General features: G+C 69.0%; 37 protein-coding genes. 35 read left to right on the top strand and 2 right to left on the bottom strand.

All coding sequences use genetic code 11. From position 1 onward, the window contains the following. The first annotated feature begins 314 nt into the window (after positions 1-314). The 25 genes from rpsJ (at position 315) to ABD194_RS12405 (ending at position 14,606) form a co-directional block, all read left to right on the top strand. Positions 315-623 (top strand): 30S ribosomal protein S10, encoded by a 309-nt coding sequence (rpsJ, locus tag ABD194_RS12285; protein ID WP_009775966.1) that lies wholly within the window; start codon positions 315-317, stop codon positions 621-623. A gap of 13 nt (positions 624-636) precedes the next feature. Then, complete coding sequence (gene rplC, locus ABD194_RS12290; RefSeq protein ID WP_343991706.1) at positions 637-1,290, top strand: 50S ribosomal protein L3; 654 nt, start codon at positions 637-639, stop codon at positions 1,288-1,290. Continuing rightward, a complete protein-coding gene (rplD, locus tag ABD194_RS12295) occupies positions 1,287-1,922 on the top strand; it encodes a 50S ribosomal protein L4 (RefSeq protein ID WP_343991708.1) in 636 nt (211 codons plus the stop codon). The genes rplC and rplD overlap by 4 nt, the downstream gene beginning before the upstream one ends. Continuing rightward, a complete protein-coding gene (rplW, locus tag ABD194_RS12300) occupies positions 1,919-2,218 on the top strand; it encodes a 50S ribosomal protein L23 (protein ID WP_020143242.1) in 300 nt (99 codons plus the stop codon). Before rplD ends, rplW begins: the two co-directional genes overlap by 4 nt. Positions 2,219-2,247: 29 nt before the next feature. After that, complete coding sequence (gene rplB / locus ABD194_RS12305; RefSeq protein WP_142204302.1) at positions 2,248-3,084, top strand: 50S ribosomal protein L2; 837 nt, start codon at positions 2,248-2,250, stop codon at positions 3,082-3,084. Between the two features lie 15 nt (positions 3,085-3,099). Continuing rightward, positions 3,100-3,381: a 30S ribosomal protein S19 gene (gene rpsS / locus ABD194_RS12310; protein WP_141823434.1), complete on the top strand. Its 282-nt coding sequence runs from the start codon at positions 3,100-3,102 to the stop codon at positions 3,379-3,381. A gap of 26 nt (positions 3,382-3,407) precedes the next feature. Then, positions 3,408-3,776, top strand: a complete 369-nt coding sequence (gene rplV / locus ABD194_RS12315; protein WP_142204303.1) for a 50S ribosomal protein L22 — start codon at positions 3,408-3,410, stop codon at positions 3,774-3,776. Next, on the top strand, positions 3,776-4,600 hold the full coding sequence (rpsC, locus tag ABD194_RS12320; RefSeq protein ID WP_343991715.1) for a 30S ribosomal protein S3: 825 nt from the start codon (positions 3,776-3,778) through the stop codon (positions 4,598-4,600). Before rplV ends, rpsC begins: the two co-directional genes overlap by 1 nt. 2 nt (positions 4,601-4,602) lie before the next feature. Then, positions 4,603-5,022, top strand: a complete 420-nt coding sequence (gene rplP / locus ABD194_RS12325) for a 50S ribosomal protein L16 (protein ID WP_020143237.1) — start codon at positions 4,603-4,605, stop codon at positions 5,020-5,022. Next, the gene (rpmC, locus tag ABD194_RS12330) at positions 5,022-5,381 is read left to right on the top strand and encodes a 50S ribosomal protein L29 (RefSeq protein ID WP_343991717.1); all 360 of its coding nucleotides are present in this window, start codon (positions 5,022-5,024) and stop codon (positions 5,379-5,381) included. The genes rplP and rpmC overlap by 1 nt, the downstream gene beginning before the upstream one ends. Next, positions 5,378-5,668 (top strand): 30S ribosomal protein S17, encoded by a 291-nt coding sequence (rpsQ, locus tag ABD194_RS12335; RefSeq protein WP_142181403.1) that lies wholly within the window; start codon positions 5,378-5,380, stop codon positions 5,666-5,668. Before rpmC ends, rpsQ begins: the two co-directional genes overlap by 4 nt. Before the next feature lie 98 nt (positions 5,669-5,766). Further along, positions 5,767-6,135: a 50S ribosomal protein L14 gene (gene rplN, locus ABD194_RS12340; protein ID WP_020143234.1), complete on the top strand. Its 369-nt coding sequence runs from the start codon at positions 5,767-5,769 to the stop codon at positions 6,133-6,135. Between the two features lie 2 nt (positions 6,136-6,137). Then, complete coding sequence (gene rplX, locus ABD194_RS12345; RefSeq protein ID WP_142204307.1) at positions 6,138-6,521, top strand: 50S ribosomal protein L24; 384 nt, start codon at positions 6,138-6,140, stop codon at positions 6,519-6,521. Positions 6,522-6,523: 2 nt separating this feature from the next. After that, positions 6,524-7,084 (top strand): 50S ribosomal protein L5, encoded by a 561-nt coding sequence (gene rplE / locus ABD194_RS12350; RefSeq protein ID WP_142204308.1) that lies wholly within the window; start codon positions 6,524-6,526, stop codon positions 7,082-7,084. 1 nt (position 7,085) lies between these two features. Further along, complete coding sequence (locus ABD194_RS12355) at positions 7,086-7,271, top strand: type Z 30S ribosomal protein S14 (RefSeq protein ID WP_020143231.1); 186 nt, start codon at positions 7,086-7,088, stop codon at positions 7,269-7,271. A 144-nt stretch (positions 7,272-7,415) separates the two neighbouring features. Beyond that, entirely contained in the window at positions 7,416-7,814 is a 399-nt protein-coding gene (gene rpsH, locus ABD194_RS12360) for a 30S ribosomal protein S8 (RefSeq protein WP_141823442.1), read from the top strand. Between the two features lie 12 nt (positions 7,815-7,826). After that, on the top strand, positions 7,827-8,363 hold the full coding sequence (rplF, locus tag ABD194_RS12365; RefSeq protein WP_343991723.1) for a 50S ribosomal protein L6: 537 nt from the start codon (positions 7,827-7,829) through the stop codon (positions 8,361-8,363). Positions 8,364-8,366: 3 nt separating this feature from the next. After that, entirely contained in the window at positions 8,367-8,741 is a 375-nt protein-coding gene (gene rplR / locus ABD194_RS12370; protein ID WP_142181416.1) for a 50S ribosomal protein L18, read from the top strand. A 40-nt stretch (positions 8,742-8,781) separates the two neighbouring features. Next, positions 8,782-9,438, top strand: coding sequence for a 30S ribosomal protein S5 (gene rpsE, locus ABD194_RS12375; protein ID WP_343991726.1), 657 nt, complete (start codon positions 8,782-8,784; stop codon positions 9,436-9,438). After that, positions 9,438-9,620 carry a 50S ribosomal protein L30 gene (gene rpmD / locus ABD194_RS12380; protein ID WP_045191891.1) on the top strand — a complete coding sequence of 61 codons (183 nt, stop codon included), beginning with the start codon at positions 9,438-9,440 and terminating at the stop codon, positions 9,618-9,620. The genes rpsE and rpmD overlap by 1 nt, the downstream gene beginning before the upstream one ends. Positions 9,621-9,622: 2 nt before the next feature. Continuing rightward, positions 9,623-10,099 (top strand): 50S ribosomal protein L15, encoded by a 477-nt coding sequence (gene rplO / locus ABD194_RS12385; protein WP_142181420.1) that lies wholly within the window; start codon positions 9,623-9,625, stop codon positions 10,097-10,099. Positions 10,100-10,310: 211 nt separating this feature from the next. Beyond that, positions 10,311-11,636: a preprotein translocase subunit SecY gene (secY, locus tag ABD194_RS12390; RefSeq protein WP_343994129.1), complete on the top strand. Its 1,326-nt coding sequence runs from the start codon at positions 10,311-10,313 to the stop codon at positions 11,634-11,636. Then, on the top strand, positions 11,636-12,205 hold the full coding sequence (locus ABD194_RS12395; protein ID WP_343991730.1) for an adenylate kinase: 570 nt from the start codon (positions 11,636-11,638) through the stop codon (positions 12,203-12,205). The genes secY and ABD194_RS12395 overlap by 1 nt, the downstream gene beginning before the upstream one ends. 68 nt (positions 12,206-12,273) lie before the next feature. After that, complete coding sequence (map, locus tag ABD194_RS12400) at positions 12,274-13,128, top strand: type I methionyl aminopeptidase (protein ID WP_343991732.1); 855 nt, start codon at positions 12,274-12,276, stop codon at positions 13,126-13,128. A gap of 56 nt (positions 13,129-13,184) precedes the next feature. After that, positions 13,185-14,606 (top strand): serine hydrolase domain-containing protein, encoded by a 1,422-nt coding sequence (locus ABD194_RS12405; RefSeq protein ID WP_343991734.1) that lies wholly within the window; start codon positions 13,185-13,187, stop codon positions 14,604-14,606. A gap of 96 nt (positions 14,607-14,702) precedes the next feature. On the opposite strand, the gene ABD194_RS12410 is transcribed toward ABD194_RS12405, so the two are convergent. Beyond that, positions 14,703-15,434: a hypothetical protein gene (locus ABD194_RS12410; RefSeq protein ID WP_343991736.1), complete on the bottom strand. Its 732-nt coding sequence runs from the start codon at positions 15,432-15,434 to the stop codon at positions 14,703-14,705. 106 nt (positions 15,435-15,540) lie between these two features. Here ABD194_RS12410 and ABD194_RS12415 point away from each other — a divergent pair, with 106 nt between their 5' ends. The 8 genes from ABD194_RS12415 (at position 15,541) to rplQ (ending at position 20,102) form a co-directional block, all read left to right on the top strand. Next, positions 15,541-15,894: an iron chaperone gene (locus ABD194_RS12415; RefSeq protein WP_343991738.1), complete on the top strand. Its 354-nt coding sequence runs from the start codon at positions 15,541-15,543 to the stop codon at positions 15,892-15,894. Positions 15,895-16,103: 209 nt separating this feature from the next. Continuing rightward, positions 16,104-16,325, top strand: coding sequence for a translation initiation factor IF-1 (gene infA / locus ABD194_RS12420; protein WP_013493543.1), 222 nt, complete (start codon positions 16,104-16,106; stop codon positions 16,323-16,325). A gap of 152 nt (positions 16,326-16,477) precedes the next feature. Next, positions 16,478-16,591: a 50S ribosomal protein L36 gene (rpmJ, locus tag ABD194_RS12425; RefSeq protein WP_006592630.1), complete on the top strand. Its 114-nt coding sequence runs from the start codon at positions 16,478-16,480 to the stop codon at positions 16,589-16,591. Positions 16,592-16,813: 222 nt separating this feature from the next. Continuing rightward, entirely contained in the window at positions 16,814-17,188 is a 375-nt protein-coding gene (gene rpsM / locus ABD194_RS12430; RefSeq protein WP_142181434.1) for a 30S ribosomal protein S13, read from the top strand. A gap of 56 nt (positions 17,189-17,244) precedes the next feature. Further along, complete coding sequence (rpsK, locus tag ABD194_RS12435; protein WP_034801606.1) at positions 17,245-17,640, top strand: 30S ribosomal protein S11; 396 nt, start codon at positions 17,245-17,247, stop codon at positions 17,638-17,640. A 32-nt stretch (positions 17,641-17,672) separates the two neighbouring features. Next, complete coding sequence (rpsD, locus tag ABD194_RS12440; RefSeq protein ID WP_142204318.1) at positions 17,673-18,281, top strand: 30S ribosomal protein S4; 609 nt, start codon at positions 17,673-17,675, stop codon at positions 18,279-18,281. A 157-nt stretch (positions 18,282-18,438) separates the two neighbouring features. After that, on the top strand, positions 18,439-19,470 hold the full coding sequence (locus ABD194_RS12445) for a DNA-directed RNA polymerase subunit alpha (RefSeq protein ID WP_142204319.1): 1,032 nt from the start codon (positions 18,439-18,441) through the stop codon (positions 19,468-19,470). A gap of 71 nt (positions 19,471-19,541) precedes the next feature. Continuing rightward, positions 19,542-20,102: a 50S ribosomal protein L17 gene (rplQ, locus tag ABD194_RS12450; protein ID WP_343991748.1), complete on the top strand. Its 561-nt coding sequence runs from the start codon at positions 19,542-19,544 to the stop codon at positions 20,100-20,102. Between the two features lie 86 nt (positions 20,103-20,188). Here rplQ and ABD194_RS12455 read toward each other — a convergent pair whose 3' ends face one another. Next, the gene (locus tag ABD194_RS12455) at positions 20,189-20,743 is read right to left on the bottom strand and encodes an AMIN-like domain-containing (lipo)protein (RefSeq protein ID WP_343991750.1); all 555 of its coding nucleotides are present in this window, start codon (positions 20,741-20,743) and stop codon (positions 20,189-20,191) included. 139 nt (positions 20,744-20,882) lie between these two features. On the opposite strand from ABD194_RS12455, the gene ABD194_RS12460 reads away from it, so the two are divergent. Both ABD194_RS12460 and ABD194_RS12465 read left to right on the top strand, forming a co-directional pair. Then, entirely contained in the window at positions 20,883-21,827 is a 945-nt protein-coding gene (locus ABD194_RS12460) for a tRNA pseudouridine synthase A (protein WP_425579983.1), read from the top strand. Positions 21,828-21,870: 43 nt separating this feature from the next. After that, entirely contained in the window at positions 21,871-23,553 is a 1,683-nt protein-coding gene (locus ABD194_RS12465; RefSeq protein ID WP_343991752.1) for an ABC-F family ATP-binding cassette domain-containing protein, read from the top strand. Positions 23,554-23,562: the final 9 nt, after the last annotated feature.

A 23,562-nucleotide genomic window follows, 5' to 3' on the forward strand; every position in this document is an offset into this window, starting at 1 on the left:
CCGCCCTGACCGGCCCGCTCGCCCCGATTTGATAGTGCGGTGGCCGCTCTGGCACACTGTTCAGGTTGCTTGACGCGCGTCGCTGACCCATGTCGGTGGCGCCGCCCCTTGAGAGCCTCCTGACGGGGACTCGCCCGGACTCCTGGCGGAGGCCCGAGGGAAGCGCAAGTTACCCGGTTCGGCCGGGCCATCCACACGAGAGTGGCACTGAGACGTGCAGCTTTCGCCGCGAAGCGGGCGCGACACGCCCGACCTCGGGGGCCGGATGGGCCAAGGGAACCGGTAGTCAGAAGCGAGAGAGAGACGTTCATCAGATGGCGGGACAGAAGATCCGCATCCGGCTGAAGTCGTACGACCACGAGGTCATCGACAACTCGGCCCGGAAGATCGTTGACACAGTGACGCGCGCCGGCGCGACCGTGGTGGGCCCCGTCCCGCTGCCGACGGAGAAGAACGTGTTCGTCGTCATCCGGTCGCCCCACAAGTACAAGGACAGCCGCGAGCACTTCGAGATGCGCACGCACAAGCGCCTCATCGACATCATCGACCCGACGCCCAAGGCCGTCGACTCGCTGATGCGTCTCGACCTGCCGGCGGACGTCAACATCGAGATCAAGCTCTGAGGCGGTTGTTGAGATGACTGTTGCTCAGAAGAACGTCAAGGGCGTGCTCGGCGAGAAGCTCGGCATGACCCAGGTGTGGGACGCCGACAACAAGCTCGTCCCCGTCACCGTCGTCAAGGCCGGCCCCTGCGTCGTCACGCAGGTGCGCGCCGACGAGACCGACGGCTACTCCGCGGTCCAGATCGCCTTCGGTGCGATCGACCCGCGCAAGGTGAACAAGCCGATGACCGGGCACTTCGAGAAGGCCGGCGTCACGCCGCGCCGACACCTCGTCGAGCTGCGCACGGCCGACGCCGGCACCTACGAGCTCGGCCAGGAGATCACGGCCGAGTCCTTCGAGGCGGGCCAGCGCGTCGACGCGACCGGCACGACCAAGGGCAAGGGCTTCGCGGGTGTCATGAAGCGCCACGGCTTCGCCGGCGTCTCCTCCTCGCACGGTGCGCACCGCAACCACCGCAAGCCGGGCTCCATCGGCGGCTGCTCGACCCCCGGCCGTGTCTTCAAGGGCATGCGCATGGCTGGTCGCATGGGTGGCGTTCGCCAGACGACCCAGAACCTCCAGATCCACGCCGTTGACGCCGAGAAGGGTCTGCTGCTGATCAAGGGTGCCGTCCCCGGCCCCCGCGGTGGCATCGTCCTGATCCGCACGGCTGCGAAGGGTGCATGATCCAGATGGCCACGAAGACCCCCAACCTGCCTGCCGAGATCTTCGACGTGCAGACGAACGTCCCGCTGATCCACCAGGTCGTGGTGGCCCAGCTCGCGGCCGCTCGTCAGGGCACGCACTCGACGAAGACGCGCGGCGAGGTCCGCGGCGGTGGCGCCAAGCCGTACCGCCAGAAGGGCACCGGCCGCGCCCGTCAGGGCTCGACCCGCGCTCCGCAGTTCGCCGGCGGTGGCACCGTCCACGGCCCGCAGCCGCGTGACTACGCGCAGCGCACCCCCAAGAAGATGAAGGCCGCCGCCCTGCGCGGTGCCCTCTCCGACCGGGCCCGCTTCGACCGCATCCACGTCGTCGACTCCATCGTCTCGGGCGAGCTGCCCTCGGCGAAGGACGCCGCGGCGCTGCTCGCTGGCCTGACCGAGCGTCCCAACCTGCTCGTCGTGCTCGAGCGCGGTGACGAGGTGTCGTTCAAGTCGGTCCGCAACCTGCAGAACGTCCACGTGCTGGTCGCCGACCAGCTCAACACCTACGACGTCCTGTGCGCCGACGACATCGTCTTCACCCAGGCCGCCCTCGACGCGTTCGTCGCCGGTCCGGTGAAGGCCGACAAGGCCGACAAGGAGGCCACCAAGTGAGCATCCACACCAAGGACCCCCGCGACATCCTGATCGCGCCGGTCGTCTCCGAGAAGTCCTACGGGCTGCTCGACGAGGGCAAGTACACCTTCATCGTCGACCCCCGTGCGAACAAGACGGAGATCAAGATCGCCATCGAGCAGATCTTCAACGTCAAGGTCGACAAGGTCCACACCCTGAACCGCCAGGGCAAGACCCGTCGCACCCGATTCGGCCTCGGCAAGCGCAAGGACACCAAGCGTGCGATCGTCTCTCTCCGCGAGGGCTCGATCGACATCTTCGGTGCGGGCGCCTGAGATCGACGAAGAACAAGGACTGAGCCAACATGGGTATCCGTAAGTACAAGCCGACCACGCCGGGCCGTCGTGGCTCGTCGGTCGCCGACTTCGTCGAGATCACGCGTTCGACTCCCGAGAAGTCGCTCGTTCGCCCCCTGTCCAAGACGGGTGGCCGCAACAACGCCGGCCGCATCACCACGCGCCACATCGGTGGTGGCCACAAGCGTGCCTACCGCGTCATCGACTTCCGTCGCCATGACAAGGACGGCGTGCCGGCCAAGGTCGCGCACATCGAGTACGACCCCAACCGCACCGCGCGCATCGCGCTCGTGCAGTACGCCGACGGCGAGAAGCGCTACATCCTGGCGCCGAACCGCCTCAAGCAGGGCGACCCGATCGAGAACGGCCCCGCCGCCGACATCAAGCCGGGCAACAGCCTCCCGCTGCGCAACATCCCGGTCGGTACCGTCGTGCACGCGATCGAGCTCAAGCCCGGTGGCGGCGCCAAGATCGCCCGCTCCGCCGGTGCTCGCGTCCAGCTCGTCGCCAAGGACGGCCCCTACGCCCAGCTGCGTATGCCGTCCGGCGAGATCCGCAACGTCGACGCGCGCTGCCGCGCCACCGTCGGCGAGGTGGGCAACGCCGAGCAGAGCAACATCAACTGGGGCAAGGCCGGCCGCATGCGCTGGAAGGGCAAGCGCCCGACCGTCCGTGGTGTCGCCATGAACCCGGTCGACCACCCGCACGGTGGTGGTGAGGGCAAGACGTCCGGTGGACGTCACCCCGTCAGCCCCTGGGGCCAGGCCGAGGGCCGCACCCGCAAGGGACACAAGGAAAGCGACAAGCTCATCGTGCGTCGCCGTCGTACTGGCAAGAAGCGCTGATAAGGAGCCTTTGGAATGCCTCGTAGCCTGAAGAAGGGCCCCTTCATCGACGACCACCTTCAGAAGAAGGTGGACGCCCAGAACGAAGCGGGCACCAAGACCGTCATCAAGACCTGGTCGCGCCGTTCGGTCATCAGCCCGGACATGCTCGGCCACACCTTCGCCGTCCACGACGGCCGCAAGCACGTCCCGGTGTTCGTCACCGAGTCGATGGTCGGCCACAAGCTCGGCGAGTTCGCGCCGACCCGCACGTTCAAGGGTCACGTGAAGGACGACAAGAAGGGTCGTCGTCGCTGATGGCCATCGAATCCAAGGAAGAAGTCATGGAAGCCAAGGCTTCGGCGCGGCACGTCCGTGTCAGCCCGCAGAAGGCTCGCCGTGTCGTGGACCTCATCCGCGGCAAGGCCGCCACCGACGCCGTCACGGTGCTCACCTTCGCCCCGCAGTCGGCCTCCGAGCCGGTCAAGAAGGTGCTCGAGAGCGCCATCGCCAACGCCCGCGTCAAGGCCGACCGCGAGTCGGTCGCCTTCGACGAGCGCAACCTGGTCATCACGGCCGCGTTCGTCGACGAGGGCCCGACGATGAAGCGCTTCCGCCCGCGGGCCCAGGGCCGCGCCGGTCGCATCAACAAGCGCACGAGCCACATCACCGTGGTCGTCACCCAGCCCGAGAACAAGAAGGGAGCCCGCTGATGGGTCAGAAGGTCAACCCCCACGGCTTCCGTCTGGGCATCACGACGGACCACAAGAGCCGCTGGTTCGCCGACTCCACCAAGACGGGTCAGCGTTACCGCGACTACGTCAAGGAAGATGTCGCCATCCGTCGCCTGATGGAGAAGGGCATGGAGCGCGCGGGCATCGCCTCGGTCGAGATCGAGCGCACCCGTGACCGCGTCCGCGTCGACATCCACACCGCTCGCCCCGGCATCGTCATCGGTCGCCGCGGCGCCGAGGCCGACCGCATCCGCGGGGAGCTCGAGAAGCTCACGGGCAAGCAGGTCCAGCTGAACATCCTCGAGGTCAAGAACCCCGAGATCGTCTCCCAGCTGGTCGCCCAGGGGATCGCCGAGCAGCTCTCGGCCCGTGTCGCGTTCCGTCGCGCCATGCGCAAGGGCATGCAGTCCGCCCAGCGCGCCGGCGCCAAGGGCATCCGCGTGCAGGTCTCCGGCCGCCTCAACGGCGCCGAGATGAGCCGCACGGAGTTCTACCGCGAGGGTCGCGTGCCGCTGCACACCCTGCGGGCGCAGATCGACTACGGCTTCTACGAGGCCCGCACCACGTTCGGCCGCATCGGCGTCAAGGTGTGGATCTACAAGGGCGACATGACGGCCAAGGAGCTGGCTGCCCAGCAGGCCGCCGCCCCGCGCCCGTCGCGTGGCCCGCGTCGTGACGGCGGTGACCGTCCGAACCGCGCCCGTCGTGGTGACCGCAACGAGACCGCCGCTGCCCCGGCAGTGAACGAGACCGCTGCTGCCGAGGCCCCCGCCGCGGCCAGCACCGAGAATGAGCAGGCCTGACCATGTTGATTCCCCGTCGAGTCAAGCACCGCAAGCAGCACCACCCGAACCGCCACGGCGCGGCCAAGGGTGGCACCACGATCGCGTTCGGTGACTACGGCATCCAGGCTCTCGAGCCGGCCTACGTGACCAACCGCCAGATCGAGTCCGCTCGTATCGCGATGACCCGCTACATGAAGCGTGGCGGCAAGGTGTGGATCAACATCTACCCCGACCGTCCGCTCACCAAGAAGCCCGCCGAGACCCGCATGGGCTCCGGCAAGGGTTCCCCCGAGTGGTGGATCGCCAACGTCAAGCCGGGCCGCGTCATGTTCGAGATCTCGGGCGTCGCGGAGCCGGTGGCACGAGAGGCCATGCGCCTCGCGATGCACAAGCTCCCCATGAAGTGCCGCTTCGTCCAGCGAGAGGGTGGTGACATCTGATGGCAGTCGGAACCAAGGACCTGGCTCCCGAGCAGCTGCGTGGTCTCGACGACGCGAAGCTCGCGGACGAGCTGAAGAAGGCCAAGGAAGAACTGTTCAACCTGCGTTTCCAGTCGGCCACCGGTCAGCTGGACAACCACGGCCGTCTGCGCGCCGTCAAGAAGGACATCGCGCGGATCTACACCGAGATGCGCGAGCGCGAGCTCGGCATCGGCTCGGCCCCCGCCGCACCCAAGGCGGAGGAGAAGGCCGAGAAGAAGGCGGCCAAGGCCGACAAGAAGGCCGAGAAGTCCGAGAAGGCTGACAAGGCCGAGAAGAAGGCCAAGAAGGCTGACGAGGCGCAGGAGGCTGACGCATGAGCGAGCAGGAGCAGGTCGTGAGCGACCAGACGAGTGAGCGCAACTACCGCAAGACCCGCCAGGGCTACGTGGTGAGCGACAAGATGGACAAGACCGTCGTCGTCGAGGTCGAGGACCGCGTCAAGCACGCCCTCTACAGCAAGGTCATCCGCCGGACCAGCAAGGTCAAGGCGCACGACGAGCAGAACGCTGCCGGCGTCGGCGACCGCGTCCTGATCATGGAGACGCGTCCGCTCTCCGCGACGAAGCGCTGGCGCGTCGTCGAGATCCTCGAGAAGGCCAAGTAAGCAACCCACCCGGGGGCCCGCCCCCTGTGTGCCCCCCATCCGTTCGGCAAGGCTTCACCCTGCGGGTGAAGAACCAGCACGACGACAGGAGTTAGACAGTGATTCAGCAGGAGTCGCGGCTGCGCGTCGCCGACAACACCGGTGCCAAGGAGATCCTGTGCATCCGTGTTCTCGGCGGCTCGGGCCGTCGGTACGCCGGCATCGGCGACACGATCGTCGCCACCGTCAAGGACGCGATCCCAGGCGGCAACGTGAAGAAGGGTGACGTCGTCAAGGCCGTCATCGTCCGCACCGTCAAGGAGCGTCGGCGCGCCGACGGGTCCTACATCAAGTTCGACGAGAACGCCGCCGTCATCCTCAAGGCCGACGGCGACCCGCGTGGCACCCGCATCTTCGGCCCGGTGGGTCGTGAGTTGCGCGAGAAGAAGTTCATGAAGATCATCTCGCTCGCGCCGGAGGTGCTGTGAACATGGCGACCACCAACAAGCAGGCGAAGATGAAGATCAAGAAGGGTGACCTCGTCCAGGTCATCTCGGGCCGCAGCCAGAAGAACGGCGGCGACCGTGGGAAGCAGGGCAAGGTCATCGCGGTCTACCCCGAGACCCAGCGTGTGCTGGTCGAGGGCATCAACCGCGTCACCAAGCACGTCAAGGCCGGCGCGACCGCCCGTGGCACCCGCACCGGCGGCCTGACCCACACCGAGGCCGCGATCCACGTGAGCAACGTGGCGATCGTGGACCCCGAGTCGAAGAAGCCGACCCGCGTGAAGACGCGTGTCGAGACCGTCGAGCGCAATGGCCGCCAGAAGGCGTCCCGCGTCCGTGTCGCGGTCAAGTCGGACAAGGACCTCTGAGAATGACTGAGACCAGCACCAAGCCTCGCCTGCAGCAGCGCTACCAGGACGAGATCAAGAGCTCGATGCTCGAGCAGTTCGGCTACGCCAACGTCATGCAGGTTCCGGGCGTCGTCAAGGTCGTCGTCAACATGGGTGTCGGCGACGCGGCCAAGGACAGCAAGCTGATCGAAGGCGCCGTCCGCGACCTGACGGCCATCACCGGCCAGAAGCCGGTCGTGACCAAGGCGCGCAAGTCCATCGCCCAGTTCAAGCTGCGTGAGGGTATGCCGATCGGCGCCCACACGACGCTGCGCGGCGACCGCATGTGGGAGTTCCTCGACCGTCTCGTGACGATCGCCCTCCCGCGCATCCGTGACTTCCGTGGCCTCTCGCCCAAGCAGTTCGACGGCAACGGCAACTACACCTTCGGCCTCAACGAGCAGTCGATGTTCCACGAGATCGACCAGGACAAGATCGACCGCGTGCGGGGCATGGACATCACCGTGGTCACCACGGCGACCAACGATGACGAGGGGCGCGCGCTGCTCAAGCAGCTCGGCTTCCCCTTCAAGGAGAACTGACATGGCCAAGACCGCGCTGGTCAACAAGGCGAACCGCAAGCCGAAGTTCAAGGTCCGCGCGTACACCCGTTGCCAGAAGTGCGGCCGCCCGCACTCGGTGTACCGCAAGTTCGGCCTCTGCCGCATCTGCCTTCGCGAGATGGCTCACGCGGGCGAGCTGCCGGGCGTGACCAAGAGCTCCTGGTAACCGGCTCCCCGAGCCGCGAGCAACGCAGAGCAACCCCAAGACCAACACACCTCTGACACCGTAGGTCGGCCACACGACGGCCCAGCCGTCGCAGGGCAGATTGCCCCGGTCGAAACCCCGGTGAGGAAGGGCGGAGAGCCCACAATGACCATGACTGACCCGATTGCGGACATGCTGACCCGCGTCCGGAACGCCAACTCGGCGCACCACGACGTCGTCTCCATGCCGTACTCGAAGCTGAAGAAGAACATCGCCGAGATCCTCCAGGCCGAGGGCTACATCGCCTCGTGGAAGATCGAGGAGGCCGAGGTCGGCCAGACGCTGACCATCGACCTCAAGTACGGCCCCAACCGCGAGCGCTCCATCGCCGGTGTGCGTCGCGTGAGCAAGCCCGGTCTGCGCGTCTACGCCAAGTCCACGAACCTCCCGCGGGTTCTCGGTGGCCTCGGCGTGGCGATCCTGTCGACGTCGAACGGTCTGCTGACCGACCGCCAGGCACACGAGAAGGGCGTGGGTGGGGAAGTCCTCGCCTACGTCTGGTAAGGAGACACTGACATGTCGCGAATCGGACGACTCCCGGTCTCCATCCCCTCGGGTGTGGACATCAAGGTCGAGGGCCAGGACGTCATCGTCAAGGGCCCCAAGGGTGAGCTCTCGCTGACCGTCGTGCAGCCGATCACGGTCGAGCTGGCCGAGGGCAACCTCGAGGTCAAGCGCCCCAACGACGAGCGTGACTCGCGCTCGCGCCACGGCCTGACGCGGTCGCTCATCAACAACATGGTCCTCGGTGTCACCGAGGGCTACGAGAAGAAGATGGAGATCCACGGCACGGGTTACCGTGTCGCCGCGAAGGGCTCGGACCTCGAGTTCTCGCTCGGATACTCGCACCCGATCCTCATCCAGGCTCCCGCCGGCATCAGCTTCGCCGTCGAGAACCCGACCCGCTTCTCGGTGCAGGGCATCGACAAGCAGCTCGTCGGTGAGGTCGCGGCGAACATCCGCAAGCTGCGCAAGCCCGACCCTTACAAGGGCAAGGGCGTTCGCTACGCGGGCGAGCAGATCCGTCGCAAGGTTGGAAAGGCCGGTAAGTAAGCCATGGCAATGATCATCAAGCGCGGCAAGTCCAAGGCTGCCGCCCGCATCCGTCGCCAGGTGCGCGGTCGCAAGAAGATCGCCGGCACCGCGGCCCGCCCCCGCCTCGTCGTGTCGCGGTCCAGCCGTCACCTCTTCGTGCAGGTCGTCGACGACACCGTCGGCAAGACCGTCGCCTCGGCCTCGACGATGGAGGCCGACCTGCGCGCCTTCGACGGCGACAAGACGGCCAAGGCCAAGCGGGTCGGCGAGCTCGTCGCCGCCCGTGCCAAGGACGCCGGTATCGAGGCCGTCGTGTTCGACCGTGGGGGCAACAAGTACCACGGCCGTGTCGCGGCGATCGCCGAGGGCGCCCGCGAAGGCGGTCTGGCCCTGTGAGCAACTTCGTGAACGCAACCGTTGAGATGAGGAACATCTGATGCCCGGACAGCAGCGTCGAGGCACCGGCCCCGCCGGTGGCGGCGAGCGCACCGAGCGCGGAGACCGCCGCGACAACCGCGGTGGCCGCGACAACCGCGACAGCCGTGACGACAAGAACCAGTACGTCGAGCGCGTCGTGACCATCAACCGTGTCGCCAAGGTCGTCAAGGGTGGTCGTCGCTTCAGCTTCACCGCCCTGGTCGTCGTCGGTGACGGTGACGGCACCGTGGGTGTCGGCTACGGCAAGGCCAAGGAAGTTCCCGCGGCCATCGCCAAGGGTGTCGAGGAGGCCAAGAAGAACTTCTTCAAGGTCCCGCGCATCCAGGGCACCATCCCGCACCCCGTCCAGGGTGAGGCGGCTGCCGGTGTGGTCATGCTGCGCCCCGCCGCCCCCGGTACCGGTGTCATCGCCGGTGGCGCGGTGCGTGCGGTGCTCGAGTGCGCCGGCATCCACGACGTCCTCAGCAAGTCGCTGGGCTCCGACAACGCCATCAACATCGTGCACGCGACGGCCCAGGCCCTGCGCGAGCTCGAGCGTCCCGAGTCGGTCGCTGCCCGCCGTGGCAAGTCCCTCGAGGACGTGGCCCCGGCCGCCATGCTCAAGGCCCGCGCCGCCGGCATCGCCGAGGCCCAGGCCGCGAAGGCAGGTGTCTGATGGCTCGTCTGAAGGTGACCCAGACCCGTTCCGAGATCGGTGGCAAGCAGAACCAGCGTGACACGCTGCGCAGCCTCGGTCTGAAGCGCATTGGCGACGTCGTCGTCAAGGAGGACCGTCCCGAGATCCGCGGGATGGTCAAGACGGTGACGCACCTCGTGACCGTCGAGGAGGTTGACTGACCATGGCCGACAACGCCAAGAAGTCGGGCGAGTCCGCCCTCAAGGTCCACCACCTGCGTCCGGCCCCCGGAGCCAAGACCGCCAAGACCCGCGTCGGTCGTGGTGAGGGCTCCAAGGGCAAGACCGCCGGTCGTGGCACCAAGGGCACCAGCGCCCGCTACCAGGTTCCGGAGCGTTTCGAGGGTGGCTCGATGCCGATGCACATGCGTCTGCCCAAGCTGCGCGGCTTCAAGAACCCGTTCCGCACCGAGTACCAGGTCGTGAACCTGGACCGCCTGCAGCTGCTCTTCCCGGAGGGTGGTCAGGTGTCCGTCGCCGACCTCGTCGCCAAGGGTGCCGTCCGTGACGGCTTCCCGGTGAAGGTGCTCGGCACGGGTGAGATCTCCGTCAAGGTCGAGGTCGAGGCGCACAAGTTCTCGGCCTCCGCCAAGGAGAAGATCGAGGCAGCGGGCGGCACGGTCACGGCCCTCGCCGGCTGACCGACCGGGACCGCGAGAAGCTCCCAGAAGCGGACGAGCTGACTCGAGTGACCACCGCACACCTCGTGTGAGCAGCGCCCCGGGCGCCCACCGCCAGCCGACGTGACGTCGGTAACCGCGGGAGGGAGCCCGGGGCGCTGCGTCTTTGCGTTAACCTTCCACGGATTGCATGACTTACGCCGCGCCACCGCGCGGCCCCCAGGAGGACCCAGTGCTCGCCGCTTTCGTACGCGCGTTCCGTACCCCGGACCTGCGCAAGAAGCTGCTCTTCACGCTCGGCATCATCGTGCTGTTCCGTCTCGGATCACACGTCCCGACGCCCGGCATCAGCTACAGCCTCGTGCAGAAGTGTCTGCAGGCCGGCAAGGCCGCCGGCGGCAGCGACCAGAGCGGGTTCCTCAACCTCGCCAACCTCTTCAGCGGCGGCGCGCTGCTGCAGCTGTCGGTGTTCGCGCTCGGGATCATGCCGTACATCACGGCGAGCATCATCATCCAGCTGCTCACGGTCGTGATCCCGCGCTTCGAGGCGCTCAAGGAGGAGGGCCAGTCGGGGCAGACCAAGCTGACCCAGTACACCCGCTACCTGACGATCGGCCTGGCCATCCTGCAGTCGGCGACGCTCGTGACGTTCGCCCGCAACCCGTCCAGCCTCTTCGGCGGGTCCTGCGACTCGATCATGGTCGACCAGTCGGTCGTCACGATCCTCATCATGGTGCTGACCATGACCGCGGGCACCGGCCTGATCATGTGGTTCGGCGAGCTGATCACCGACAAGGGCGTCGGCAACGGCATGTCCCTCATGATCTTCACCTCGATCGCGGCCGGCTTCCCCGCCTCGCTCTGGAGCATCAAGGAGAACAAGGGCTGGGGCACCTTCCTCGGCATCCTGCTCCTCGGCATCTTCGTCATCGCGGCGGTCGTCTTCGTCGAGCAGTCGCAGCGCCGCATCCCGGTGCAGTACGCCAAGCGCATGGTGGGCCGGCGGATGTACGGCGGCACGTCGACATACATCCCGCTCAAGGTCAACATGGCGGGCGTCATCCCCGTCATCTTCGCCAGCTCGCTGCTGGCGCTGCCCGGCCTCGTGGCGCAGTTCAACACCCACGCCAACGGCGACAACCCGGGCTGGGTCGACTGGGTCCAGGCCAACCTCGTCAAGGGTGACCACCCCATCTACATGCTCACCTACGTCGCGCTGATCCTGTTCTTCACCTTCTTCTACGTCTCGATCACGTTCAACCCGACCGAGGTCGCGGAGAACATGAAGAAGTACGGCGGCTTCATCCCGGGTATCCGGGCCGGGCGACCCACGGCCGAGTACCTCAACTACGTCCTGACCCGAATCACCGTGCCGGGTGCCATCTACCTCGCGATCGTCTCGCTGATCCCCCTCATCGCCCTGGTGCTCGTGGGCGCCAACCAGAACTTCCCGTTCGGTGGCACCTCGATCCTCATCGTCGTCGGCGTGGGCCTCGAGACGGTCAAGCAGATCGAGGCGCAGCTGCAGCAGCGTCACTACGAAGGGTTCCTCCGTTAATGCGACTGATCATCCTCGGGCCGCCCGGTGCCGGTAAGGGCACGCAGGCCGCCCGGATCGCCGAGCGGCTGGGCATCCCGGCCATCTCGACCGGCGACATCTTCCGCGCCAACATCAAGGACCGCACCCCGCTCGGCGTCAAGGTCGACGAGATCATCAAGTCCGGGGGCTACGTCTCCGACGAGATCACCAACGAGATCGTCGAGGACCGCCTGTCCTGGGACGACGCGGCCCAGGGGTTCCTCCTCGACGGCTACCCCCGCACCGCCGGCCAGGTCGACGCCCTCGACGCCATGCTGTCGCGCCATGGGCACTCCCTGGACGCCGTCCTCGAGCTCGAGGTCGACGAGGACGCCATCGTCCAGCGGCTGCTCAAGCGCGCCGAGACCGAGGGCCGCGTCGACGACACCGAGGACGTGATCCGCGAGCGCCAGGCGATCTACCGCAAGGAGACCGCGCCGCTGGCCCAGCACTACGAGCTGGTCGGCCTGCTCGTCAAGGTCGACGGCATGGGCCAGGTCGACGAGGTCACCGACCGCGTCATGGCGGCCCTGCCGCAGCACGCCTGAGCGCAGCTGCGCCCACCCGCGCGGAGCCGCGAACCCGGCCCCACGCGTACAACCCAGAAGGACCACCGATGTTCGGACGCCGCAACCGGCTCCAGGGCCGCACCGACGAGCAGCTCCTCCTCATGCGTGAGGCGGGCCTGCTCGTCGGCCGGACGCTCGAGCTGCTGGCGGGGGAGCTGCGCCCGGGGATGACCACCCTCGAGCTCGACCGGCTGGCGGAGGACTTCATCCGCAGCCACGGCGGCATCCCGAACTTCCAGCTCGTGCCGGGCTACAGCCACACGCTCTGCACCAGCGTCAACGAGGAGGTCGTGCACGGCATCCCGGGGCCGCGGGTGCTCGAGGCCGGCGACGTCGTCTCGGTCGACTGCGGCGCCGAGGTCAAGGGCTGGAACGGCGACGCCGCCTTCACCGCCGTCGTCGGCGGCCGAGAGGCGGGGCGCCCGGAGGACCTGGCGCTCATCGACGCCACCGAGGCCAGCCTCTACGCCGGCATCGCCGCCATGCAGGTGGGCGGCAGGCTGTATGCCGTCGGCGACGCCGTCGAGGCGAGCATCGAGGCGGCCGCCGAGCGCGACGGGCGGACCTACGGGGTCATCGACGAGTACGTCGGACACGGCATCGGCACCCAGATGCACATGGATCCGCAGATCCCGAACTACGCGGTCCGCGAGAGCGGCCCCAAGCTCGTCGACGGCTTCACCGGCGCCATCGAGCCGATGGTGACGCTCGGCGGCACCGACACCAAGGTGCTCGCCGATGACTGGACCGTCGTCACGACCGACGCAACGCGGTCCGCCCACTGGGAGCACTCGGTGGCCGTCCGCGGCTCCGGTCTCTGGATCCTCACCGCCGTCGACGGTGGCAAGGCCGCCCTCGCGGCGGTCGGGGCGGCGTACGCCCCCCTCGACGCAGCTGCCTGACGCTCGGGGAGACCCGGTCGCCCCGTCACGCGGTGCCGGTGCGTAGCCTCGCGTCCATGAGCCTTCCCCGCAGCAACCCGTCGGCGCAGGGCGTCGACGCCGCCGGCATCCTCGCGTTCGTCGACGCGACGGAGCGCGACGGCCTCGACCTGCACAGCCTCATGGTCGTGCGCCACGGCCACGTCGTCGCCGAGGGCTGGTGGGCGCCGTATGCCGCCGGCCGCGTCCACCTCGCGTACTCCCTCTCGAAGACGGTGACGGCCACGGCCGTCGGCCTCCTCGCGCAGGAGGGTCGCCTCTCCCTGGACGACCTGGTCCTCGACCACTTCCCGGACCTCGACCGAGGCACCGTCGCGAAGGGGTGGGAGCGGGTGCGGGTCAGGCACTGCCTGTCGATGACGGTCGGTCACGAGGAGGACGCGTGGGGGCGCGTCGTCGACCGGATGAGCGGCAGCGACTTCGGCGACGGGGACGACTGGGTGCCGAAGGTCTTCGCGACCGAGCCGACCCGTGAGCCGGGCACGTTCTTCGCCTACAACCAGGTCGCGACCTACCTGCTGTCGGTCATCGTGCGCCAGGTGGCGGGCGAGGGCGTCGCGGAGTTCCTGCGCCCGCGCCTGCTCGACCCGCTGGGCCTCCCCGACATTCCCTGGCATCGCGACCCGCTCGGTCGCGAGCTCGGCTTCACCGGCTCCCACCTGACCACGGAGGCCATCGCCTCCATCGCCCAGCTCTACCTCGACCGCGGCCGCTGGCAGGGGGAGCAGCTGCTCTCCGAGTCCTGGGTCGAGGAGGCCACGCGGGCCTTCGGGCCCCTCAACGAGGACCCCGGCGCCGAGCCAGACTGGCGCCGCGGCTACGGCTACTCCTTCTGGATGCAGCGTCACGGCTTCCGCGGCGACGGCGCCTTCGGGCAGTTCCTCATCGTGCTGCCGGAGCAGGACACGGTGGTCGCCATCACCGCCGAGCATGAGCGGATGCAGCTGACCCTCGACCTGCTCTGGGAGCACGTGCTGCCGGCCATCGGGGGAGCGGGCAATGCCGAGGCGGACGAGCGGCTGGCACGGCGCCTGGCCGCTCTCGCGAAACCGGCGCTGTCCGGCGACGCGCTCGGGCCCGACCGGGCCGACTTCGCACGAACGGAGGCCTCCGACCTCGCCGACGGCTACACCGCCGTCTCCGTGACGCGTCAGGGCGCCGACCACGTGCTGGGCCTCGAACGGCGCGGCGAGTGGCTGCGGGTGCCCGTCGGGCGTGGTGCATGGCGAGAGGGCGAGCTCGTCGCCGGGGGAGCGACCGTGCCGGTGGTGGCGAGCGGAGGCTGGGTCGACGAGGACGTCTTCCGGGCCGAGGTCATCGCCATCGAGTCGCCGCACCGCTTCCGCGTCGAGGCTCGCCTCCGCAGCGGCGACGCCGACCTCACCTGGCGCCTGGTCCCACTCACCGGCCCCGACCCGCTCTGGCTCGCCACGCGCTGACCCGAGCGCGGCCTGTGCACAACTGAAGCACGGTGCCCACTCGACGACGTCTCTGGTCGAGTGGGCACCTTGCTTCAGGACTCAGCGGCTCTGCGCTCACCGGCCGAGGAGTCCGGCACGGCCGCCGACGTGCACGACCATGCGCTCGGCGACGACGCGGGCGTTGGCCCGCAGCACGTCCAGGGGGACACGCGGCAGGTTCTCCTCCCAGTCGATCAGTGGGGAGCCGCGGAACTGGAGCATCCGCGCGGGCCGACCGAGGAAGACCAGGTGCACGTGCGCCCCGCCGTCGCCCCACTTGGCCAGGTGCACCCGGCCGACGCTCGGCACGTGCTCGACCGCGTCGGCGATGGCGACGACCAGCTGGCCCATCTCGGCGGCGAGGTCGAGGGGCAGCGAGGTGAGGTCGTGGTGGGCGAAGGGCTGCAGCACCAGCATCACCGGCAGGCCGGTGTCGGAGGAGAGGCCGAGCCGCCAGCGCTCGTTGGACCAGACCACCTCGGGACCGTCGGCGGACTCCGGGCCGGAGGCGCACCAGCACTCGGCGGGGTTCTCGCCACGGCGCGCCGGCTCCTCGTGGGCCGGTGGCCGCACCGGCTTCAGGCGCAGTCCCTCCATCTCGTAGGGGAAGATGTCCCAGCCGGGCATCTCCTCCACCGCAACGGAGAGGCGGCCGTCTGCCCCGGCCGCGGCCGCGACCCGTGCGTAGTAGGCGTCGACGTCCTCCGCCTCGTCGGGCGGGGCGCTGACCACGTCGGTGTGGTCCTCGGGCGCCTCGGCGGTCGGCGTGGTGGGCGGTTCGGGGGCGCTCGGGCCGGTCTCGGTCATCCCGCCAGTATGCCGTCGCGTGCGGCCGCGAGCCTGCGCGCGCGAGCGGCTCCCGGCCACACGGCATACGTGCCCGCGCACGGGCGTGCGGTGGCACCCTCGGTGCATGGGCACCGTCGCTGACCACCTCGCAAGCCTTCCGGCCGAGCAGCGGGAGACGCTGCAGCGCGTCGTCGACGTGGCAGCGCGGACGGCGCCCGACGCCGTCGAGGGCACCAGCTACGGGGTGCCGGCGCTGCTCGTCGACGGGCGCCCGCTGCTCGGCGTACGAGCCGCGGTGCGGCACCTGTCGGTGTTCCCGTTCAGCTCCGCCGTCGTCGACGCGGTCGCTGCCGACCTCGACGGCTTCTCGACGAGCAAGGGCACGATCCGCTTCGAGCCCGGGCACCCCCTGCCCGACGAGCTCGTCGAGCGGCTCGTCCGGCTCCGGCGAGCCGAGCTCGAGGGCGACGCGCGGTGACACCCGTGATGACGCGGGAACACGGACGGGCGCCGGCCCCCTTCGGACCTCCTGCACCGATTTCAGGAACGGCGCCATCTGGCGTAACCTTGACCGTTGGGTGTCGCGTGCCACGACGCCTGATCCACGGCCGTGCCTCCAGCACGGCCACCAGGCACGTCACAAGGCCGGCTCATTCCGGGTCGGCCACCAACAGTTAGACGGAGGATATGGCCAAGAAGGACGGTGTCATCGAGATCGAGGGCACGATCGTCGAGGCTCTCCCGAACGCGATGTTCCGGGTGGAGCTCTCCAACGGTCACAAGGTGCTCGCACACATCTCGGGCAAGATGCGACAGCACTACATCCGGATCCTCCCCGAGGACCGTGTCGTGGTGGAGCTCTCGCCCTATGACCTGACCCGCGGTCGGATCGTCTTCCGCTACCGCTGAGCACCAGGTCCGGCCTCCACCAGCCCGCGCGAGCGGGCCGACGGGCCGGACGAGTGCGAGGCACCACTCCCGATTACACAACCAAGCACCTGATCGTCACGCGCCCTCCGGGCGTGCGAGGAACGGGCGCGCGATCCGAAGACAGCAGGCAGATGAAGGTTCAGCCGAGCGTCAAGAAGATCTGCGACAAGTGCAAGGTGATCCGCCGCAACGGTCGGGTCATGGTGATCTGCGAGAACCTGCGCCACAAGCAGCGCCAGGGCTGAGCAGAGCCACCACCCTCGCCGTCGACAGACTTCGACAGCACGCGAAAAAGTGAATGAAAGCAGCACCCGGCCCCTGATGACCGACCGTCGTGTCGGCGCAGGACGTCACCCCCGGCACGGAGGCCGGGGACCGGTGGCCCGTCCTTCTGAGTGGCGGGCCGTGACCCCGGATCGGTGACCTGCTCCAGACCTCCGCGAAACAGAAATCAGGAGACACCCAACATGGCTCGTCTTGTTGGAGTCGACCTTCCGCGCGAGAAGCGCGTCGAGGTCGCACTGACCTACATCTTCGGTGTCGGTCGCACCCGTTCCAAGGAGGCGCTGGTTGCCACCGGCGTCAACCCCAACACCCGCGTCAAGGACCTCGGTGAGGCCGAGCTCGTTGCGCTTCGTGACTTCCTCGAGGGCAACTACCGCCTCGAGGGTGACCTTCGCCGTGAGGTGCAGGCCGACATCCGCCGCAAGGTCGAGATCGGCTCCTACGAGGGTCTTCGTCACCGTCGTGGTCTGCCCGTGCGCGGCCAGCGCACCAAGACCAACGCGCGCACCCGCAAGGGCCCGAAGCGCACCGTGGCCGGCAAGAAGAAGGCCCGCTGACGTTGATCGCGCTGCGATCGCGTCTCACCGACATTCAGTTCTGACGTAGGAGAAACATGCCTCCCAAGGCTCGCGTGACGAAGGTTCGTCGCAAGGAGAAGAAGAACGTCGCCCACGGGCACGCTCACATCAAGAGCACGTTCAACAACACGATCATCTCGATCACGGACCCCACCGGTGCCGTGATCTCGTGGGCGTCTGCCGGCCAGGTCGGCTTCAAGGGCTCGCGCAAGTCCACCCCGTTCGCTGCCCAGATGGCTGCCGAGGCTGCTGCCCGCCGCGCCATGGAGCACGGCATGCGCAAGGTCGACGTCTTCGTCAAGGGCCCGGGCTCGGGCCGCGAGACGGCGATCCGCTCGCTCACCGCCACCGGCCTCGAGGTCGGCGCGATCAGCGACGTCACGCCCACGCCGCACAACGGTGTCCGCCCGCCCAAGCGCCGTCGCGTCTGATCCGGCCCTGAGCGAGAGAGAGAACTAGGAACATGGCTCGTTACACCGGCCCGATCACCAAGAAGTCCCGCCGCCTCAAGATGGACCTCGTCGGCGGCGACAAGAACTTCGAGCTCCGTCCCTTCCCGCCCGGCCAGCACGGCCGTCGCCGGATCCAGGAGAAGGAGTACCTGACGCAGCTGCAGGAGAAGCAGCGCGCCCGCTTCCAGTACGGCGTCATGGAGAAGCAGTTCGTCCGGTACTACCAGGAGGCGGCCCGCCGCCCCGGCAAGACCGGTGAGAACCTGCTCACCATCCTCGAGTCGCGCCTCGACAACGTGATCTACCGCGCGGGCCTGGCCCGCACGCGTCGTCACGCCCGTCAGCTCGTGACCCACGGTCACTTCGAGGTCAACGGCGTGCGCGTCGACGTCCCGAGCTACCGCGTCGAGCAGTACGACATCATCACGGTCCGCAAGCAGTCCGTCGAGAGCTTCCCGTTCGAGCTGGCGCGCCAGACGTTCGGCGAGCGTCCCGTCCCGGCCTGGATGCAGGTCGTCGAGGGCTCGCTGCAGATCCTCATCCACCAGCTCCCGGTGCGCGCGCAGATCGACTCGCAGCTCACCGAGCAGCTGATCGTCGAGCTCTACTCGAAGAACTGATCGACGTTCGGTATGCCGTGAAGCGTGCTTCACGGCATACCGAAGCGTCATGCGTGGGGTCGCGTTCGCAGACAGAGGCGAACCGGCCCGCCCGGGTCACGACCGGGCAGTTTCACGAGGCGTCATATGGCGGTCGCCCGTGGGAAGGAAATGAACAGTGCTCATCGCACAGCGTCCCGTGCTCTCCGAAGAGGTCGTCGCGGGCAACCGCAGCCGCTTCACCATCGAGCCGCTCGAGCCCGGCTTCGGCTACACGCTCGGCAACTCCATGCGTCGCACCCTGCTCTCGAGCATCCCGGGCGCGGCAGTCACCTCCATCCGCATCGACGGCGTGCTCCACGAGTTCACGACCGTTCCGGGCGTGAAGGAGGACGTCACCGAGATGATCCTCAACATCAAGGGCCTCGTCGTCTCCTCGGAGCACGACGAGCCGGTCGTCATGTACCTGCGCAAGCAGGGTCCGGGTGCGGTCACCGCCGCCGACATCACGCCGCCGGCTGGTGTCGAGGTGCACAACCCCGACCTGCACATCGCGACGCTGAACGACAAGGGCAAGCTCGAGATGGAGCTGACCGTCGAGCGTGGCCGTGGCTACGTCTCGGCGCAGCAGAACAAGTCCGGTGACCAGGAGATCGGCCGCATCCCGGTCGACTCGATCTACAGCCCGGTGCTCACCGTGACCTACAAGGTCGAGGCGACCCGTGTCGAGCAGCGCACCGACTTCGACAAGCTCATCGTCGACGTCGAGACGAAGAACTCGATGACCCCGCGTGACGCCATGGCCTCGGCCGGCAAGACGCTGGTCGAGCTCTTCGGCCTGGCCCGTGAGCTCAACGTCGAGGCCGAGGGCATCGACATGGGCCCGTCGCCGACGGACGCCGCGCTCGCCGCGGACCTCGCCCTGCCGATCGAGGACCTGGACCTGACCGTTCGTTCCTACAACTGCCTCAAGCGCGAGGGCATCCACACCGTGGGTGAGCTCGTGGGTCGCAGCGAGGCCGACCTGCTCGACATCCGCAACTTCGGTGCGAAGTCGATCGACGAGGTCAAGGCCAAGCTCGTCGGCATGGGTCTGGCCCTCAAGGACAGCCCGCCCGGGTTCGACCCGTCGGCCCTGGTCGACGGCTACGGCGACGATGACTACAGCGACGACGACGACCAGTCGTTCGTCGAGGACGAGCGTCTCTGACCAACCTTTCTTGACCGAGCCCTCGGCACACCGCTCGAGAACGGCCTGGTCGGACTTCTAGGAGAAACGAAATGCCCACCCCCACCAAGGGTCCCCGCGTCGGTGGCGGCCCCGCCCACGAGCGGCTGATCCTGGCCAACCTCGCGACGTCGCTCTTCGAGAACGACAGGATCACCACGACCGAGGCCAAGGCCAAGCGCCTGCGCCCGCTCGCCGAGCGCATGATCACCTTCGCCAAGCGCGGTGACCTGCACGCCCGCCGCCGCGTCCTCACGGTCGTGCGCGACAAGGGTGTCGTCCACCGTCTCTTCGCCGAGATCGCCCCCGACATGGCGGCTCGCGAGGGCGGCTACACCCGCATCACGAAGATCGGCGCCCGCAAGGGTGACAACGCCCCCATGGTCGTCATCGAGCTCGTCCGCGAGCCGCTCTCGGCCAAGAAGGCGACCGTCAAGGAGGCCGAGGCTGCCACGAAGCGCGCTGCCAAGCAGAGCGAGGCCGAGCCGGCTGCCGACGAGACGCCGGCCGAGGACGCCGCCGTCGAGCCCGCCGCCGACGAGACCGCTGTCGAGCCGGCCGCAGACGCCGCCGCCTCCGACGAGGCCGAGGGCGACGAGAAGGCCGACGCCTGACGCTCCGTTCTCGAGCAGTTCCGAAAGAGCAGTCCGTCCCTCGCGGGGCGGACTGCTCTTTCGTCTTCCCCGTGACGGGCCCTCGATCACCAGCGGTGTGCGACGTCGATGACCAGGCGCCTGCCCCCATCGGTGTCGGTCAGCACGAAGACCCGCATCGGCAGCCGGGCGCGCACGCCGAGGCCGTAGTCGGTGTAGCCCTCGAAGCTGCCGAGGCTCTTGAGCTGGCGGAAGGTGCGCCAGTCGTCGAAGGTCCTCGTGGTCGCCGCGACGGTCGAGGGCGCGTTGACGGTGATCTGGAGCTTCGCGCCGCCGCCTATGGGTACGGGCAGACCGCTGCCGGGGCCGGTCAGCTGGTCGACGTACTGGACGTTGTAGCCGAGCCGTCCGCTGCCGGGGGCGACGTCGAAGACCAGCCGGTCGTAGCAGGCGTGCCGGCCGGCTCTCACACCGGTGACCGCACCGGTCCAGAGGTTTCCGGGACTCGTGGCCTTGGGAGGCGAGCCCCAGGTGATGCCGCAGTAGGGCGCTGCGCTCGTGGCGGCTGTGGCGGAGGTGGTGGCGACGGAGACGGCAACGGGCGTGGCCAGTGCGGCGACGAGGCCGACGGCCGCCAGACGGCGCCGCGTGGTGGTGTGCATGAGAAATCTCCTTCCCCCTCGAGGTCGGGCACCGTTGCCCGACATCCACTTACAGGACGCGCTCGGGCGGGCGCCGGTTGACGCCGTCGCAGAACCTGCGCGGCGGGGAGGACCGGCGCAGCGACTAGGCTCGGGCGCCATGAGCGAGCCGAGTGAGCCGAGCGAGCCGACCCCGCCCAGCCGGCCGGGCGCGCCGGACGTGGCCGCCCCGCTGCGGGTGCGGCTCGACCTCGCCTACGACGGCACGGACTTCTCCGGCTGGGCGGCCCAGCCGAGCCTGCGCACGGTCCAGGGTGAGCTGTCGAGGGCGCTGGCCACCGTGCTGCGCAGCCCTGAGCCCGTACGCGTGACCGTGGCCGGGCGCACCGACGCCGGGGTGCACGCTCGGGGCCAGGTCGCCCACGTCGACCTCGACGCGACTGCATGGGCGACGCTGCCCGGCCGCTCCGACCGGCAGCCCGGCGAGGCGCTCGTCAGCCGACTGGGAGGCGTCCTGGCGCACGACGTCGTCGTGCGCCGGGCGACTCTCGCCCCGCCCGGCTTCGATGCTCGTTTCTCCGCCGTGGAGCGGCGCTACGTCTACCGGCTCGCCGACGCAAGCGCGCTGCGCGACCCGCTGCGACGCCACGACACCGTGTGGTGGCGCCGGCCCCTCGACGTCGGGGCGATGGACGAGGCGTCGCGGGCGCTGGTCGGCCTGCGCGACTTCGCGGCCTTCTGCAGGCAGCGCGAGGGCGCCACGACGATCCGGACGCTCCTCGACTTCTCCTGGACCCGGCTGCCCGACGGCGTCCTCGAGGCGACCGTGCGGGCCGACGCGTTCTGCCACTCGATGGTGCGCTCGCTCGTCGGGGCCGTCGTCCCGGTGGGGGAGGGCCGGCGGGACCGGAGCTGGCCGTGGTCCCTGCAGCAGCAGGCCGAGCGCGGACCGGGCCTGCACGTGATGCCCGCGCACGGCCTCAGCCTCGAGGAGGTCGTCTACCCCGACGACGCCGACCTCGCGGCCCGGGCCCTGATGACGCGTGCCCGTCGTGACCCCGCCGAGGGACGCCGGCCCGAGGAGGCCCAGCGGGCGGGCACGTAACCCGCGTGACGGGAGCACACGGCATACGACAGGCTTGGCTCTCGTGGGCCACGTCGATGTCAACTCCGTCTCCTTCAGCCTGCCCGACGGCAGACCGCTGTTGGGCGGCGTCTCCCTCCGGGTCGGCGAGGGAGCCAAGATCGCGCTGGTCGGGCCCAACGGCACGGGCAAGACGACGCTGACCCGGATCATCGCCGGTGACCTCGCGGCCCACGAGGGGGCGGTGACGCGCTCCGGGGGACTCGGCGTGATGCGCCAGTTCATCGGCAAGGTCCGCGACGACACGACCGTGCGCGACCTGCTGGTGTCGGTGGCGCCCGACCGCCTGCGCGCGGCCGCCGGGGAGGTGGACCGCACGGAGCTGCTGATGATCGAGCGCGACTCCGAGGCCGACCAGATGGCGTACGCCCACGCGCTCGTCGAGTGGGGCGAGGCGGGTGGCTACGAGCAGGAGATTCTCTGGGACAAGTGCACCGTGGCCGCTCTCGGCGTGCCCTACGACAAGGCGCAGTGGCGCAGGGTGACCACGCTCTCCGGCGGTGAGCAGAAGCGCCTCGTCCTCGAGGCCCTGCTCCGCGGCCCCGAGGAGGTGCTGCTGCTCGACGAGCCCGACAACTACCTCGACGTGCCGACGAAGCGCTGGCTCGAGGACGCCCTCGTCGACTCCCCGAAGACGGTGCTGTTCATCAGCCACGACCGCGAGCTGCTCGACAGGGTGGCCACGCGGGTGGCCACCCTCGAGCCGGGTCCCGCAGGGGCCACGCTGTGGGTGCACCCCGGCCGGTTCGCGACGTACGCGCAGGCCCGGGCCGACCGCAACGCCCGCCTCGAGGAGCTGCGCCGGCGCTGGGACGAGGAGCACGTCAAGCTCAAGACCCTCGTGCAGACGCTGAAGGTCAAGGCGAAGTTCAACGACGGCATGGCCTCGCGCTACCAGGCGGCCCAGACCCGCCTCGCCAAGTTCGAGCAGGCCGGTCCGCCGGAGGAGACCCCGATGACGCAGTCGGTGAAGATGCGCCTCACCGGGGGCCGCACGGCCAAGCGCGCCATCGTCGCGACGGGCCTGGAGCTGACCGGGCTGATGAAGCCGTTCGACCTCGAGGTCTGGTACGGCGAACGCGTCGCGATCCTCGGCAGCAACGGCTCGGGCAAGTCGCACTTCCTGCGACTGCTCGCATGCGGCGGCACGGACCCCGAGCGCGAGCACCAGCCCGTCGGGGACGTCCGGCCGGTCCCCGTCGAGCACTCGGGCGTCGTCCGGCTCGGCTCGCGCGTGCGACCGGGCTGGTTCGCCCAGACGCACGAGCACGCCTCGCTGATGGGGCGCACGCTCCTCGAGATCCTGCACCGCGGCGACGAGCACCGTGAAGGCCGGCCGCGCGAGCAGGCGGCGCGGGCCCTCGACCGCTACGAGCTGGCCCGCTCGGGGGAGCAGAGGTTCGAGTCGCTGTCGGGCGGGCAGCAGGCGCGTTTCCAGATCCTGCTGCTCGAGCTCTCCGGCGCCACGATGCTGCTGCTCGACGAGCCCACCGACAACCTCGACCTGCAGTCGGCCGAGGCGCTCGAGGAGGGGCTCGACGCCTTCGAGGGCACCGTCGTCGCGGTGACGCACGACCGGTGGTTCGCCCGCGGCTTCGACCGCTTCCTCGTCTTCGGTTCCGACGGGCGCGTCTACGAGTCGCCCGAGCCCGTGTGGGACGAGGGACGGGTCGTCCGTCCCCGCTGAGGGGAGTAG

Origin of the sequence: Terrabacter terrae (assembly GCF_039529575.1) — a bacterium.
Classification (GTDB): Bacteria; Actinomycetota; Actinomycetes; order Actinomycetales; family Dermatophilaceae; genus Terrabacter; species Terrabacter terrae.

Excerpts from the sequence above, each read along its gene's own strand:
- rpsJ (WP_009775966.1), top strand. The coding sequence starts at position 315 with ATGGCGGGACAGAAGATCCGCATCCGGCTGAAGTCGTACGACCACGAG.
- rplC (WP_343991706.1), top strand. The coding sequence starts at position 637 with ATGACTGTTGCTCAGAAGAACGTCAAGGGCGTGCTCGGCGAGAAGCTC.
- rplD (WP_343991708.1), top strand. The coding sequence starts at position 1,287 with ATGATCCAGATGGCCACGAAGACCCCCAACCTGCCTGCCGAGATCTTC.
- rplB (WP_142204302.1), top strand. The coding sequence starts at position 2,248 with ATGGGTATCCGTAAGTACAAGCCGACCACGCCGGGCCGTCGTGGCTCG.
- rpsS (WP_141823434.1), top strand. The coding sequence starts at position 3,100 with ATGCCTCGTAGCCTGAAGAAGGGCCCCTTCATCGACGACCACCTTCAG.
- rplV (WP_142204303.1), top strand. The coding sequence starts at position 3,408 with ATGGAAGCCAAGGCTTCGGCGCGGCACGTCCGTGTCAGCCCGCAGAAG.
- rpsC (WP_343991715.1), top strand. The coding sequence starts at position 3,776 with ATGGGTCAGAAGGTCAACCCCCACGGCTTCCGTCTGGGCATCACGACG.
- rplP (WP_020143237.1), top strand. The coding sequence starts at position 4,603 with ATGTTGATTCCCCGTCGAGTCAAGCACCGCAAGCAGCACCACCCGAAC.
- rpmC (WP_343991717.1), top strand. The coding sequence starts at position 5,022 with ATGGCAGTCGGAACCAAGGACCTGGCTCCCGAGCAGCTGCGTGGTCTC.
- rpsQ (WP_142181403.1), top strand. The coding sequence starts at position 5,378 with ATGAGCGAGCAGGAGCAGGTCGTGAGCGACCAGACGAGTGAGCGCAAC.
- rplX (WP_142204307.1), top strand. The coding sequence starts at position 6,138 with ATGGCGACCACCAACAAGCAGGCGAAGATGAAGATCAAGAAGGGTGAC.
- rplE (WP_142204308.1), top strand. The coding sequence starts at position 6,524 with ATGACTGAGACCAGCACCAAGCCTCGCCTGCAGCAGCGCTACCAGGAC.
- ABD194_RS12355 (WP_020143231.1), top strand. The coding sequence starts at position 7,086 with ATGGCCAAGACCGCGCTGGTCAACAAGGCGAACCGCAAGCCGAAGTTC.
- rpsH (WP_141823442.1), top strand. The coding sequence starts at position 7,416 with ATGACCATGACTGACCCGATTGCGGACATGCTGACCCGCGTCCGGAAC.
- rplF (WP_343991723.1), top strand. The coding sequence starts at position 7,827 with ATGTCGCGAATCGGACGACTCCCGGTCTCCATCCCCTCGGGTGTGGAC.
- rplR (WP_142181416.1), top strand. The coding sequence starts at position 8,367 with ATGGCAATGATCATCAAGCGCGGCAAGTCCAAGGCTGCCGCCCGCATC.
- rpsE (WP_343991726.1), top strand. The coding sequence starts at position 8,782 with ATGCCCGGACAGCAGCGTCGAGGCACCGGCCCCGCCGGTGGCGGCGAG.
- rpmD (WP_045191891.1), top strand. The coding sequence starts at position 9,438 with ATGGCTCGTCTGAAGGTGACCCAGACCCGTTCCGAGATCGGTGGCAAG.
- rplO (WP_142181420.1), top strand. The coding sequence starts at position 9,623 with ATGGCCGACAACGCCAAGAAGTCGGGCGAGTCCGCCCTCAAGGTCCAC.
- ABD194_RS12395 (WP_343991730.1), top strand. The coding sequence starts at position 11,636 with ATGCGACTGATCATCCTCGGGCCGCCCGGTGCCGGTAAGGGCACGCAG.
- map (WP_343991732.1), top strand. The coding sequence starts at position 12,274 with ATGTTCGGACGCCGCAACCGGCTCCAGGGCCGCACCGACGAGCAGCTC.
- ABD194_RS12405 (WP_343991734.1), top strand. The coding sequence starts at position 13,185 with ATGAGCCTTCCCCGCAGCAACCCGTCGGCGCAGGGCGTCGACGCCGCC.
- ABD194_RS12410 (WP_343991736.1), bottom strand. The coding sequence starts at position 15,434 with ATGACCGAGACCGGCCCGAGCGCCCCCGAACCGCCCACCACGCCGACC.
- ABD194_RS12415 (WP_343991738.1), top strand. The coding sequence starts at position 15,541 with ATGGGCACCGTCGCTGACCACCTCGCAAGCCTTCCGGCCGAGCAGCGG.
- infA (WP_013493543.1), top strand. The coding sequence starts at position 16,104 with ATGGCCAAGAAGGACGGTGTCATCGAGATCGAGGGCACGATCGTCGAG.
- rpmJ (WP_006592630.1), top strand. The coding sequence starts at position 16,478 with ATGAAGGTTCAGCCGAGCGTCAAGAAGATCTGCGACAAGTGCAAGGTG.
- rpsM (WP_142181434.1), top strand. The coding sequence starts at position 16,814 with ATGGCTCGTCTTGTTGGAGTCGACCTTCCGCGCGAGAAGCGCGTCGAG.
- rpsK (WP_034801606.1), top strand. The coding sequence starts at position 17,245 with ATGCCTCCCAAGGCTCGCGTGACGAAGGTTCGTCGCAAGGAGAAGAAG.
- rpsD (WP_142204318.1), top strand. The coding sequence starts at position 17,673 with ATGGCTCGTTACACCGGCCCGATCACCAAGAAGTCCCGCCGCCTCAAG.
- rplQ (WP_343991748.1), top strand. The coding sequence starts at position 19,542 with ATGCCCACCCCCACCAAGGGTCCCCGCGTCGGTGGCGGCCCCGCCCAC.
- ABD194_RS12455 (WP_343991750.1), bottom strand. The coding sequence starts at position 20,743 with ATGCACACCACCACGCGGCGCCGTCTGGCGGCCGTCGGCCTCGTCGCC.
- ABD194_RS12460 (WP_425579983.1), top strand. The coding sequence starts at position 20,883 with ATGAGCGAGCCGAGTGAGCCGAGCGAGCCGACCCCGCCCAGCCGGCCG.